The following is a 13,068-nucleotide window of genomic DNA, read 5'->3' as shown; positions in this document are numbered from 1 at the left end:
CACTCAGGCGGGTTTCTACCTTCCAGGCTCAGCCCGCCGCGGCGTCCGCCGGAAAACTCACTCGCACCAGCAATCCGCCCAGCGCCCCCTGCGCAAGTTCGATGCGGGCCCTGTGTGCGCTGCAGATCTCGCCCACGATCGCCAACCCCAGGCCGGTGCCCTGCTGGCGGCGGCGATAGAAACGGCGGAACACCTTGTCGCGTTCCTCCGGCGGAATCCCGGGACCATCGTCTTCCACTTCCAGCCCGGCGGGAGCCAGCACGCGGATGATCACATTGCCGTCGGCTGGAGCATGGGCGATGGCATTGTCCACAAGGTTGCTGAGCAGCTCGTTGAGCAGGGTCGGATCGCCCTTCACCCACACCGGCTCATCGGCCTCCAGCGCCAGCGCGACGCCCCGCGCATAAGCCAGCGGCGCCAGAGCCAGCCCCAGCTCCCGCGCCAACTGCCCCAGCTCGATACACTCGCCGGCTCCCTCGGCGATGGCGCGCGCACCGCTCTCGACCCGCGCCAGCGACAACAACTGGTTCGCCAGGCCGGTCACCCGGTCGGTGTTCTGCACCGCCTCCACCAGGGTGGCGCGCCATTGCTGCGGATCCTGCTCGCGCAGGCCAAGCTCCAGCCGCGCCTTGAGCGCCGCCAGCGGCGTACGCAGCTCATGCGAGGCTTCGGCAATGAACTGCGACTGCCGGTCGAACAACCCGCGCAGGCGCAACGTGAAATGGTTGAGCGCCGCCACCAGCGGACGCAACTCGCGCTGCACGCGAACCTCCGGCAGCGGCCGCAGGTCATCCGGCTGGCGCTCCTCCACCGCCGCCCGCAGGCGGTCCAGCGGGCGCAGGCCAGCGCTCACCGCATACCAAACCATCAGCAGCGCGGCGATGGTCGACAGCGCCAGGTTCAGCAGCGTATCGGCGAGCAAATTGCGCGCCAGCCGCTCGCGGGCGCCGAGGGTTTCCGCGACGCGAATCTCCGCCATGCCGTTGACCGTCGGCTGGCTGACCGGCTGCTGCAGGCTGACCACCCGCACACCCTGCCCCTGGTAACGGGCGTCATAGAACTTGGCCAGCGCCGGATAATCATCGGTGCGTGGCGTATCGCGCGGCGGTGCCGGCAGGCTCTCGTAGCCGGATATCATCCGCCCCTGCGGGTCGATCACCTGGTAGAAAATGCGCCCGGCGCTGTCGTACTCGAAGCTGTCCAGCGCCACGTAGGGCACATTCGCGCGCAACGTGCCATCGCTGGCGTAGAGCCCGTCGGCGATATCCCGCGCAGAGGCCAGCAACGTGCGGTCGTAGGCGATGTCGGCGGCGTGCCGGGCACGCCAGTAGGTCACCGCGCTACCGATCAGCAGCAGTACCAGCAGCATGCCGCCCAGCCGCCAGAGCAGCCGGCCGCGCAGGCTGCCCACACCGAGAAAGCCCCAGCGGCGCTCAGCCATCCTGAGCCTCAAGCAGATAGCCCAGACCACGGAAGGTGACGATACGCACCGAGCTGCCTTCCAGCTTCTTGCGCAGACGGTGCACATAGATTTCGATGGCATCGGCGCTGGCGTCCTGGTCCAGGCCGAACACCTGTGCCGCCAGTTGCTCCTTGCTCATCACCCGGCCGGGACGGGCGATCAGCGCCTCCAGCACCGCTTGCTCGCGGGACGTCAGATTCATCGCCTGCCCGGCCAGCGAAAAACGCCGCGCGCCAAGGTCGTAGACCAACTCGCCGCACCGTTGCTGCTGCTCGCCACCGAGCACACTGCGCCGCAGCAGCGCCTTCACCCGCGCCTCCAGCTCGGTCAGCTCGAACGGCTTGGCCAGGTAATCGTCGGCGCCCAGGTTCAGCCCGTGCACACGATCGCGGACTTCGCCGCGCGCGGTGAGCATCAGCACCGGCAGCGTCTTGCCACGCTCGCGCAAACGCGCCAGCACCTGGAAACCGTCCATCCGCGGCAGGCCGACATCGAGGATCGCCAGGGCGTAGTCCTCACTGGCCAGGGCCAGGTCCGCGGCGACACCATCCTGCAGCAGATCCACGGTCCAGCCTGCGCCCTTGAGCGCCTGGGCGACGCTTTCGCCCAGTTGGGGATGGTCTTCGACCAGAAGAATTCGCACGCGGATCTACCCCTCGGGCAGCAGGATCGGGACCGCAGTTTACCCATCCGCACGCCGCTGTGAATGGGCGAAATTCGCTGAAAAGACTGCGAAAGGTAGCTGAAAGCCTGGTGAAAGCTTAGCCCGTTAGCATCGCCCCCAAGCGGCGAAGACTGCTCAAAGCGAAAGGCGGCGTGGTGCCCTTTCGTGACAACAACAAAAATCGGAGACCACACATGTCCACTGTCCAGCCCCTGGCTGCACTGGCTGCCCGCAAGCCTTTACCTGCCTGTACGACACCTGCCCGCGCAAGCGCCCTGCTGGCCCTCGCCGGTCTTGCGCCAATGTGCAACGCCGCCGGCTTCTTCGAAGACAGCAGCGCCAAGCTCAGCACCCAGAACATCTACTTCAACCGCGATTTCCGCGACGGCTCCGGCCAGTCCAAGCGTGAAGAATGGGCGCAGGGTTTCATCCTCGACTTCCAGTCCGGCTACACCCCCGGCACCATCGGCGTAGGCCTGGATGCAATGGGCATGCTCGGCCTCAAGCTCGACTCCAGCCCGGACCGCACCGGCACCGGCCTGCTGCCGACCCACGACGACGGCCGCGCCGCCGACGAGTACAGCAAGCTCGGCCTCACCGCCAAGTTCAAGGTCTCCGAGACCGAACTGAAGATCGGCAGCCTGATCCCCGACCTGCCGACCCTGCAGCCCAACGACAGCCGCCTGTTCCCGCAAACCTTCGAAGGCGGCCTGCTCAACTCCACCGACCTGCCCGGCCTGGACTTCACCGGCGGGCGCCTGGAAAAAGCCAAGGACCGCGACTCCACCGACTTCCAGGACCTCGCGTTGAACAACAAGAACCGCCGATTCTCCGGCGGCAGTGCCGAAGGCGATCATTACGACCTCGCCGGCGGCGACTACAAGTTCACCGACAACCTCACCGGCCGCTATCACTACGCATCCCTGGACGACGTCTACCGCCAGCACTTCGTCGGCATGCTCGCCAGCTTTCCTTTCGGCGAAGGAAAACTGAGCGCCGACGTGCGTCTGGCGATCAGCGACGACGAGGGTGCGGCCCGTGGCGGCAAGATCGACAACCGTGCCTTCAACAGCATGTTCAGCTACGCCCTGGGCTCCAACAAGTTCAGCGCCGGCTGGCAGCAGATGAGCGGCGACACCGCCTTCCCGTATATCGACGGCAGCAACCCCTACCTGGTGAACTTCGTGCAGATCGGCGACTTCGCCGACACCGACGAGCGATCCTGGCAACTGCGCCACGACTTCGACTTCGCCGGCGTCGGCCTTCCCGGTCTGACCCTGATGAACCGCTACATCAGCGGCGACGATGCCAAAATCAACGGCATGGACGGTCATGGCAAGGAGTGGGAACGCAACACCGACCTGAAATACACAGTCCAGAGCGGCCCGTTGAAGGACGTCGCAGTGCGCCTGCGCAACGCCACCTATCGGTCGAGTTTCGCCCGCGATGCCGACGAAACCCGCGTCTACCTCAGCTACTCGCTGGCGATCTGGTAAACCCACGACAACAAGAGAGGAATTGCCCATGTCCACTGTCCTGCGCAACCTGACCCTGGCCGGCGCCACCTTGCTGTTCGCCGGTAGCCTGATCGCCGAGCCCAAGCGCCCGGAATGCATCGCCCCCGCCTCACCCGGCGGCGGCTTCGACCTCACCTGCAAGCTGGCGCAAAGCGCCCTGGTCGACGAGAAGCTGTTGTCCAAGCCGATGCGCGTCACCTACATGCCCGGCGGCGTTGGCGCCGTGGCCTATAACGCGGTGGTCGCCCAGCGTCCCGCCGACGGCAACACCATCACGGCGTTTTCCAGCGGCTCGCTGCTGAACCTTGCCCAGGGCAAGTTCGGCCGCTTCGACGAGAACGCCGTAAAGTGGCTGGCGGCGGTCGGCACCAGCTACGGCGCCATCGCCGTGCCGGCGGACTCGCCGTACAAGAACCTCGGCGACCTGGTCACCGCACTGAAGACCGACCCGAGCAAGGTGGTGATCGGCTCCGGCGGCACCGTCGGCAGCCAGGACTGGATGCAGACCGCGCTGATCGCCAAGGCCGCCGGCATCGACCCCAGGCAACTGCGCTACGTAGCCCTCGAAGGCGGCGGCGAGATCGCCACCGCGCTGCTGGGCGGGCACATCCAGGTCGGCAGTACCGACATCTCCGACTCCATGCCGCATATCCGCGCCGGCAAGATGCGCCTGCTGGCGGTGTTCGCCGAGGAACGCCTGAAGGATGAAGGCATGACCGACATCCCCACCGCCAAGGAACAAGGCTACGACATCGTCTGGCCGGTGGTGCGCGGCTTCTACCTCGGGCCGAAGGTGAGCGAGGAGGACTATGCGTTCTGGAAAGACGCCTTCGACAAGCTGCTGGCCTCCGAAGACTTCGCCAAGCTGCGCGACCAGCGCGAGCTGTTCCCCTTCGCCATGACAGGCCCGGAGCTGGACGCCTACGTCAAGCAGCAGGTCGCCCAGTACAAGCTGCTCGCCCGCGAGTTCGGCCTCATCCAGTAACGCCCCGTGCGGCGTCGCCGGGCCAGTGCGCCCGGCGACGCAGGAGTCTTTCCCATGTCGCAAACCAGCCTCTACCAGCGGCTGTTCGCCGGCGCCTGGCTGATCGCCTGCGTCACGTTCGCCCTGATCGCCTGGAACTACCAGGCACCGTTTTCCTACGAACCGGTCGGCCCGCGCGCCTACCCGCTGCTCTGCCTTGGCCTGATGGCCGCCGGCCTCGCCTGGCTGATCGTGCGGCCCACGCCGATCCATCGCGAAGAAGACGAGCCGGCACTCGAAGGCGCATTGCTGCTCAAGGTAGTGCTCTGCGTCGCACTGCTGACGGTCTACGCCGGCCTCTTCGAGCCGCTCGGCTTCATCCCGTCGAGCGCGCTGATCGGCGCCTTCATCGCAATGGTCTACGGCGGCCGCCCATTGCCCAGCGTGATCACCGCATCGCTGCTCGCCATCGGCATGTACCTGCTGTTCGACCGCACCCTGGATGTCCCGCTGCCGCTGGGCGTTCTCGACCCCCTGCTGTGAGGATCGATACATGGAAACGCTGAGCTACCTCGGCCAGGGCTTCGGTGTCGCCCTGAGCCCCTACAACCTCGTCACCGCGCTGATCGGCACCCTGATCGGCACCGTCGTCGGCCTGCTCCCCGGCCTTGGTCCGATCAACGGCGTAGCCCTGCTGATTCCAGTGGCCTTCGCCCTCGGCCTGCCGCCGGAATCGGCGCTGATCCTGCTGGCGGCTGTGTACCTGGGCTGCGAATACGGCGGACGGATCTCCTCGATCCTGCTGAACATTCCGGGGGAAGCCTCCACCGTGATGACCACCCTCGACGGCTACCCGATGGCACGCAAGGGCATGGCCGGCGTGGCGCTGTCGCTGTCGGCCTGGAGTTCGTTCATCGGTGCCTTCATCGCTACCTGCGGCATGGTGCTGTTCGCCCCGCTGCTGGCCAACTGGGCGATCGCCTTCGGTCCGGCCGAATACTTCGTGCTGATGGTCTTCGCCATCGTCGCCCTCGGCGGCCTGGCCGGCGACCGTCCGCTGAAGACCCTGCTGGCCGCCCTGCTCGGCCTGTTCCTGTCCAGCGTCGGCATCGACGCCAACAGCGGCGTGTACCGTTTCACTTTCGACAGCATCCACGTATCCGACGGCATCCAGTTCGTCGTGCTGGTACTGGGCCTGTTCTCGGTGAGCGAAATCCTCCTGCTGCTGGAAAAAACCCACCACGGCCACAAGATGGTGGAAGCCAGCGGCCGCATGCTGTTCAACGTCAAGGAAGCCGCATCGGTCGCCCTCGTGAACCTGCGTTGCGGGGTGCTCGGCTTCGTCATTGGCGTGCTGCCCGGAGCCGGCGCCACGCTGGCCAGCGCCGTGGCCTACATGACCGAGAAGAAAATGGCCGGCGACAAAGGCAAGTTCGGCCAGGGTGACATGCGCGGCCTGGCCGCCCCGGAGACCGCCATCGGCGCATCCGTCTGCGGCGCGATGGTGCCTATGCTGACCCTAGGCGTTCCCGGCTCGGGCACCACCGCGGTGATGATCGGCGCGCTGACCCTGTACAACATCACCCCTGGCCCGCTGCTGTTCCAGGAGCAGCCGGACATCGTCTGGGGCCTGATCGCCTCGCTGTTCGTCGCCAACGTCATGCTGATCATCCTCAACGTACCGATGGTCCGCGTGTTCACCCGCATCCTCGCCGTGCCGAACTGGGCACTGGTGCCGGCCATCGCGATCATCACCGCCATCGGGGTGTTCGCCGTCCACGCCACCACCTTCGACCTGTTCCTGATGGTCGCCATCGGCATCCTCGGCTACATCCTGCGCAAGCTGGACTTCCCGCTGTCGCCGCTGTTGCTGGGCTTCATCCTCGGCGGGCTCATGGAGCAGAACCTGCGCCGCGCGCTGTCGATCTCCAACGGCGAGCTGGGCATCCTCTGGTCCAGCCCGATCACCCTCGGCACCTGGGCACTGGTCGCGCTGATGCTCGTCCTGCCGCTGTACCGCGCCTGGCGCAAGCGCACCCGCCGCGCCCAGGTCGAACTGGCGGATGCGTAACGTGGCCAACTGGCGCCTGTTCTGGGCAACGCCCCTGATCGGCGCCATTGGCGGCTGGCTGGCCAGTCTGGTCGGCTGGCCGCTGCCGTGGATGATCGGCTCGTTGCTGGCGGTGATGCTCAGCCGCTGCCTGTTCGACTGGCAACTGGCGGAAGTCCCCGGTGCGCGCAAGGCCGGGCAATGGGTGGTGGGTACCGGCATCGGCCTGCACTTCACTCCGGCAGTGGTCGAGCAGGTACTGAACCACGGCGCCATCGTCGTGATCGGTGCGCTCGCCACCACACTGTCGAGCCTCGCCGCCATCGTCCTGCTGCGGCGTGCCGGCGAGGACCGCGCCACCGCGTTCTTCGCCAGCATGCCCGGCGGCGCCAGCGAAATGGTCAACCTCGGGCTGCGCCACGGCGCGCAGTCCAGCCGGGTGGCGGCAGCGCAGAGCCTGCGCCTGCTGCTGGTAGTACTGCTGGTACCGGCAGCCTTCGCCTGGCTGCTGGAAACGCCGGCGCCGACGACGCACGCAAGCCACGTCGACTGGTCCTGGCTGGCCTTGCTGCTGCCCGCCGGTGCGCTGGTCGCACTGCTCTGGCAGAAGCTGCGCCAGCCCAACCCCTGGCTGCTCGGGCCGCTGCTGGTGAGCGCCATCGCGGCCATCGCCGCCGACCTGCAGATCGGTCTGCCGGCGGGCAGCAGCTCACTGGGGCAATGGCTGATCGGCAGCGCCCTGGGCTGTCATTTCAACCGCAGTTTCTTCCGCAGTGCCCCGGCTTTCGTGGGCCGCAGCCTGGTCTGCACCTTGTGGATGATGCTTGTGGCGGCGCTGGTGGCGGAGTTGATCGGCTGGCTCGGCCCGCTGGATCACCAGTCGCTGATGCTCGGCATGATGCCCGGCGGCATCGCCGAACTGAGCCTGACGGCCGAAGCGCTGCAGCTCTCGGTTCCGCTGGTCACCGCATTGCAGGTATTGCGCCTGCTGCTGGTGCTGTTCCTGGCAGAACCCTGTTTCCGTCTCTGGCAACGTCGCGCCGAGGCGTTGGAGTAGAAGTGCCACGCTCGCCGGGCTGAGTTTCCCGGCGACTTTCAAGGCCCGCCCCCCGCGCGGGCCTCTTTTTTTCCGAGAGCGAACCTCAGAGCGGCGGCAAGGCCCAGTCGATCGGCGCCAGGCCGTGCTGTTCGAGAAACTTGTTGGTACGGCTGAAATGGCCGTTGCCGAGGAAGCCGCGATACGCCGACAGCGGCGAGGGATGCGCCGACTTGAGCACCAGGTGCTTCTGCCCGTCGATCAGCTTCTGCTTGCTCTGCGCATGGGAACCCCAGAGCAGGAATACCAGGTTCTCGCAGCGCTGGCTGACCACCTCGATCACCTTGTCGGTGAATGGCTGCCAGCCCGCATTCGCGTGGGAGCCGGCGCGCGCCTGCTCGACGGTGAGCGACGTGTTGAGCAGCAGCACACCCTGTTCCGCCCAGTACTGCAGGTAGCCGTGGCTGGGGATCGGCAGGTTGAGGTCGCGCTGCAACTCCTTATAGATGTTCTGCAGCGATGGCGGCGTCGGCACGCCCGGCTGCACCGAGAAGCACAAGCCGTGGGCCTGGCCGGGGCCGTGGTACGGGTCCTGGCCGATGATCACCACCTTCACCTTTTCCAGCGGGGTGGTGTTGAGCGCGTTGAAGATCAGCGGGCCGGGCGGATAGATCACCTTACCGGCAGCCTTTTCCGTACGCAGGAACTCGCCCAGTCGCTGCATGTAGGGCTTGTCGAACTCCTCGCGCAGGGCTTCCTTCCAGCTCGCTTCCAGTTTTATCCGATCGTCGTTCATGGGATCCCCACAGTCTCGCAAGCGCGCCACGTTAGGTAAGCGTGCCGGGCCTGTCAATCGACGGACTGACGCGCCCGCGCAGGTGCCTGACGCCATCGGTGTACGACCAAAAGCCAATGGGCGGCACCGCCGGCTCTGTGCACAGTCGTTCACTCGCTTCACCCGCCAAAAACAAGAACAGGGAACGAACATGCGATTTCTGACTGCCGCACTCTCGCTGGTGGCTGCCTTCAGCTGCCTGGCGCAGGCCGCCGAGCCGATCACTCTCGGCCTCAACTACCCGCGCACCGGATCGTACAAGGAAGAAGGTCTCGCGCAGATGCGCGGCGCTCTTTTGGCCATCGACGAAATCAACGCCCACGGCGGCGTACTGGGCCGGCCGCTGCGGCTGGTCAGCAAGGACACCGCCTCGCGCCCCGAAAAAGCCGTGCGCAATGTCGACGAGCTCGCCGCCGAGGGCGCCGCCATGCTCTTCGGCGGAGCCTCCAGCGCGGTGGCCATCGCCGCCGGGCAGCGCGCCGCGGAGAAGAAGCTGCTCTATTTCGGAACCCTCACCTACTCCAACGACACCACCGGCAAGGACGGCCAGCGCTACATGTTCCGCGAGTGCAACAGCGCCTGGATGAGCGCCCGCGCCCTCGGCCAGTACCTGAACCGCACCTTGCCGGACAAACGCTACTTCTACATCACCGCCAACTACACCTGGGGCCTGACCACCGAAAGCTCGCTGCGCCAGTACACCGGCACGCAGGACATCGCCCGGCATCCGTCGATCAAGGTGCCGTTCCCCGGCGCCCGCCTGTCCGACTACCGCGACGCCCTCTCCCAGGCCGCCGCCAGCAAGGCCGACGTACTGGTCCTGGCGCTGTTCGGCGAAGACCTCGTCCACGCCATGCGCATCGCCGACGAACTGGGCGTGACGCGCGACCACCAGATCATCGCCCCCAACCTCACCCAGAGCATGGTGGAACTGGCCGGACCGGGCCTGATGCAGGGTGTGATCGGCACCGAGCCCTGGACCTGGCGCGTGCCCGAGCGCGAAGGCTCGGCGCGCGGCCAGGCGTTCGTCCGCGACTTCGCCGAGCGCTACGGCGTCTACCCCGCCAGCTCATCCGCCTCGGCCTACAGCATCGTCTACCAGTGGGCCGACGCCGCCAAGCGCAGTGGCAGCCTCGACAGCGAGGCGCTGATCAAGGCGCTGGAAGGCCACCGCTATAGCTTGCTCAAGGGCGAACAGCAGTGGCGCGCATTCGACCACCAGAACGTGCAGAGCGTCTATGTGGTCAAGGTCAAGCCACGGGAAGACGTGCTGCGCGACCGGCTGCACCAGGACTACTTCGAAATCATCGAACGCATGGACGGCAAGGAAGCCGCGCCGAGCCTCGCTGAATGGCAGGCCGAACGCAGCGCCGCCGGCAAGCCGCTGACCCTGCAGTGAACCTTAACCGGCGTGCAGCGCCCGGTAGTGACTGGGCGCCATGCCCACCACGCGCTTGAACAGCCGCGAAAAGTAATAGGCATCGGCATAACCCAATTGCTCGGCAACCTGGCGCACTTCCAGGTTGCCCTGGTCGAGCAGGCGGCAGGCGTGGGTCATCTTCAACCGGATGAAATCCTGGATCGGCGCCTGGCCAGTCAGCGCGCGGTATGTCTTGGCGAAGTGGAAGCGCGACAGGCGGAACTGTGCGGCCAGCTCGTCCAGGTTCAGCGCGTCGTGCAGATGCTCGCGCATCAGCGCCTGCACCGCCTCCACATCCAGCACCCGCCCGGACTTCAGCCGCGCCCGCGCCGGACGCAGCGCCAGCGATGTCAACAGGCTCTGCAGCAGGTGCGCGGCATGGATGAAGTGCGGCAGGCTCAGGCCCTGCCGGCGCAACGCCAGCAGCGCATCGAACTCGCCGAGCAGGCGCGGCTGCACGCCGACCCGCAGGCGCGGCGACTTGCCCAGCGGGCGCAGGAACTCCTCGCTCAGCCGCCCTTCCAGGTGCACCCAGAAGATCGACCACGGCCGCTCGGCGTCGGCACCGTAGGCATGCGCGCGCCCCTTGGGCAGCACCAGCAGATCGCCACCGGCGACCTCTAATCGTCCATCCTCGGTTTCCAGCCAGCCATGCCCCGCACTGCAATAGATCAGCAGGTGATCCTCCGGGACAGCGCGCTCCATGCGATGGCCCGCCGCCGCCGGGTAATACCCCAACGCCAGCGGATAGCAGGCCTGGCCGAGTGGATGGCGATCCAGCGCGCGGCGCAGTCGCGGCGGAGTGATGAAGCGCACGCCCTGCTGTGGCAGCGGCCAGGACGAAGTGAGCGGACGGGACATGGCGGTATTTCCGCAGACACTAATGCCAAGATCGTCCATCCCCTGCACAAGATCGTCAATCCACAGCCGCCGGCGCAACCGCTATAACCGATGGAAAATGTGCACGACAAGAACAATGAGGTAGCTGCATGAATTTCGATCTGTCCGAAGAACAACGCCTGCTGGTGGACAGCGCCCGCGCCTTCGCCAGCCGCGAACTCGCGCCCCACGCCGCCGAATGGGACCGCCAGCACCACTTCCCGGTGGAAGTGATCCGCCGTGCCGCCGAGCAGGGCTACCTGGGCCTGTACATCGCCGAGGAAGATGGCGGCCTGGGCCTGTCGCGCCTGTCTGCCTCGCTGATCTTCGAGCAACTGGCCGCCGGTTGCGTGGCCACCACGGCCTACATGACCATCCACAACATGGCCAGCTGGATGCTCGCCAGCTTCGGCGACGCCGCACTCAAGCAGCAGTGGCTGCCCGGTTTGATCGGCGGCGAACTGCTGGCCTCCTACTGCCTCACCGAGCCGGACGCCGGCTCCGACGCCGCGCACCTGCGCACCCGCGCCAGGCGCGACGGAGATGAGTACGTGCTCGATGGCGCCAAGACCTTCATCTCCGGCGCCGGCAGCACCGACGTGCTGATCGTCATGGCGCGCACCGGCGTGGACGGCGCCAAGGGCATCTCCTGCTTCCTGGTGCCGGCCAATGCCGAGGGCATCCGTTATGGGCGCAATGAAGACAAGATGGGCTGGAAGGCCCAGCCAACCCGCACCATCACCTTCGAAGGCGTGCGCATCCCCGCCGGCAACCGGATCGGCCCCGAGGGCCAGGGCTTCGTCTACGCCATGAAAGGCCTGGACGGTGGCCGCCTGAACATCGCCAGTTGCTCGCTCGGTGCCGCCCAGGCGGCACTGGAGCAGTCATTGCGCTACGTCGAGGAACGCAAGCAGTTCGGCAAGGCGCTGGCCGAGTTCCAGGCCCTGCAATTCAAACTCGCCGACATGCTCACCGACCTCACCGCCAGCCGGCAGATGGTGCGCCTGGCCGCGCACAAGCTGGACCACAAGGACGGCGAGGCAACCCTGTATTGCGCGATGGCCAAGCGCTTCGCCACCGACCGCTGCTTCGCCCTGTGCAACGACGCCCTGCAACTGCACGGAGGCTACGGCTACCTCAACGACTACCCGCTCGAACGCTGGGTACGCGACAGCCGCGTGCACCAGATCCTCGAAGGCACCAACGAAATCATGCGGGTGATCGTCGCCCGCCGCCTGCTCGAACAGGGTGCGATGCTGGATCGCCTGCTCTGAGCAGGCGATCCGGGATTGGAAAAACCGCCCAGCCCTGCGGGCGCTATCGAACAGATAGGACATGGACGCACCACTATGCACGCGCCTAATGTCCCAGACACATCAGACCGCCCACCGGCGGCACCGACAAGGAGCCACACCATGAGCAACGCCCTGGAACCCTACAAGCCCGGCGTCTTCGACCTGACCCACAAGCTGACGGTGGAAAAGCACGGCCACACCGCGCTGATCACCATCAACCATCCGCCTGCCAACACCTGGGACCGCGACTCGCTGATCGGCTTGCGCCAGGTCGTCGAACACCTCAACCGCGACGACGACATCTACGCCCTGGTGGTGACGGGCCAGGGGCCGAAATTCTTCTCCGCCGGTGCCGACCTGAACATGTTCGCCGACGGCGACAAGGCCCGCGCCCGCGAAATGGCGCGCCGCTTCGGCGAAGCCTTCGAGGCACTGCGCGACTTCCGTGGCGTCTCCATCGCCGCGATCAACGGCTACGCCATGGGTGGCGGGCTGGAATGTGCCCTGGCCTGCGACATCCGCATCGCCGAACGCCAGGCGCAGATGGCCCTGCCGGAAGCCGCTGTGGGCCTGCTGCCCTGTGCCGGCGGCACCCAGGCGCTGTCGTGGATGGTCGGCGAAGGCTGGGCCAAGCGCATGATCCTCTGTGGCGAGCGCATCGACGCGGAAACCGCGCTGCGCATCGGCCTGGTCGAACAGGTCGTGGACACCGGAGAAGCGCGCGGTGCCGCCCTGCTGCTGGCTGCCAAGGTCGCCCGCCAGAGCCCGGTAGCGGTGCGCACCATCAAACCGCTGATCCAGGGCGCCCGTTCGCGCGGCCCCAACACCTGGCTGCCGGAAGAGCGCGAGCGCTTCGTCGATCTGTTCGACGCCGACGATACCCGCGAGGGCGTCAACGCCTTCCTGGAGAAACGCGAGCCGCAGTGGCGCAACCAGTAAGGGACCG

Annotated in this window: 12 protein-coding genes; 8 read left to right on the top strand and 4 right to left on the bottom strand. The window is 66.7% G+C overall.

The annotated features are described in order from the left end of the window. Positions 1 to 28: 28 nt before the first annotated feature. Both OU419_RS07085 and OU419_RS07080 read right to left on the bottom strand, forming a co-directional pair. On the bottom strand, positions 29 to 1,441 hold the full coding sequence (locus OU419_RS07085; protein ID WP_254471709.1) for a sensor histidine kinase: 1,413 nt from the start codon (positions 1,439 to 1,441) through the stop codon (positions 29 to 31). Next, complete coding sequence (locus OU419_RS07080) at positions 1,434 to 2,105, bottom strand: response regulator (protein WP_254471710.1); 672 nt, start codon at positions 2,103 to 2,105, stop codon at positions 1,434 to 1,436. The genes OU419_RS07085 and OU419_RS07080 overlap by 8 nt, the downstream gene beginning before the upstream one ends. A gap of 215 nt (positions 2,106 to 2,320) precedes the next feature. Here OU419_RS07080 and OU419_RS07075 point away from each other — a divergent pair, with 215 nt between their 5' ends. From OU419_RS07075 to OU419_RS07055, 5 genes are read left to right on the top strand one after another with little or no spacing between them, the layout of a single operon-like run. Further along, entirely contained in the window at positions 2,321 to 3,622 is a 1,302-nt protein-coding gene (locus OU419_RS07075) for an OprD family porin (RefSeq protein WP_254471711.1), read from the top strand. A 28-nt stretch (positions 3,623 to 3,650) separates the two neighbouring features. Next, entirely contained in the window at positions 3,651 to 4,628 is a 978-nt protein-coding gene (locus OU419_RS07070; RefSeq protein ID WP_254471712.1) for a Bug family tripartite tricarboxylate transporter substrate binding protein, read from the top strand. Positions 4,629 to 4,682: 54 nt separating this feature from the next. Then, positions 4,683 to 5,150, top strand: a complete 468-nt coding sequence (locus OU419_RS07065; RefSeq protein ID WP_254471713.1) for a tripartite tricarboxylate transporter TctB family protein — start codon at positions 4,683 to 4,685, stop codon at positions 5,148 to 5,150. A gap of 10 nt (positions 5,151 to 5,160) precedes the next feature. After that, complete coding sequence (locus OU419_RS07060) at positions 5,161 to 6,678, top strand: tripartite tricarboxylate transporter permease (protein WP_254471714.1); 1,518 nt, start codon at positions 5,161 to 5,163, stop codon at positions 6,676 to 6,678. Continuing rightward, positions 6,671 to 7,714, top strand: a complete 1,044-nt coding sequence (locus tag OU419_RS07055; protein ID WP_254471715.1) for an AbrB family transcriptional regulator — start codon at positions 6,671 to 6,673, stop codon at positions 7,712 to 7,714. Before OU419_RS07060 ends, OU419_RS07055 begins: the two co-directional genes overlap by 8 nt. Positions 7,715 to 7,799: 85 nt before the next feature. Here OU419_RS07055 and ung read toward each other — a convergent pair whose 3' ends face one another. After that, positions 7,800 to 8,489, bottom strand: coding sequence for a uracil-DNA glycosylase (ung, locus tag OU419_RS07050; RefSeq protein ID WP_254471716.1), 690 nt, complete (start codon positions 8,487 to 8,489; stop codon positions 7,800 to 7,802). 190 nt (positions 8,490 to 8,679) lie between these two features. Between ung and OU419_RS07045 the strand changes: the two genes are divergently transcribed. Then, entirely contained in the window at positions 8,680 to 9,927 is a 1,248-nt protein-coding gene (locus OU419_RS07045; RefSeq protein ID WP_254471717.1) for an ABC transporter substrate-binding protein, read from the top strand. 3 nt (positions 9,928 to 9,930) lie between these two features. Here the strand turns inward: OU419_RS07045 and OU419_RS07040 are convergent, their stop codons facing one another. Beyond that, positions 9,931 to 10,809 carry an AraC family transcriptional regulator gene (locus OU419_RS07040; protein WP_254471718.1) on the bottom strand — a complete coding sequence of 293 codons (879 nt, stop codon included), beginning with the start codon at positions 10,807 to 10,809 and terminating at the stop codon, positions 9,931 to 9,933. A gap of 128 nt (positions 10,810 to 10,937) precedes the next feature. On the opposite strand from OU419_RS07040, the gene OU419_RS07035 reads away from it, so the two are divergent. Then, positions 10,938 to 12,101, top strand: coding sequence for an isobutyryl-CoA dehydrogenase (locus tag OU419_RS07035; RefSeq protein ID WP_254471719.1), 1,164 nt, complete (start codon positions 10,938 to 10,940; stop codon positions 12,099 to 12,101). A gap of 141 nt (positions 12,102 to 12,242) precedes the next feature. Further along, positions 12,243 to 13,061: an enoyl-CoA hydratase gene (locus OU419_RS07030; RefSeq protein ID WP_254471720.1), complete on the top strand. Its 819-nt coding sequence runs from the start codon at positions 12,243 to 12,245 to the stop codon at positions 13,059 to 13,061. Positions 13,062 to 13,068: the final 7 nt, after the last annotated feature.

Source organism: Pseudomonas triclosanedens (genome assembly GCF_026686735.1).
Taxonomy (GTDB): Bacteria; Pseudomonadota; Gammaproteobacteria; order Pseudomonadales; family Pseudomonadaceae; genus Pseudomonas; species Pseudomonas triclosanedens.
Note: the sequence above shows the minus strand (reverse complement) of the source record. Positions and strands in the feature narration are given on the sequence as shown.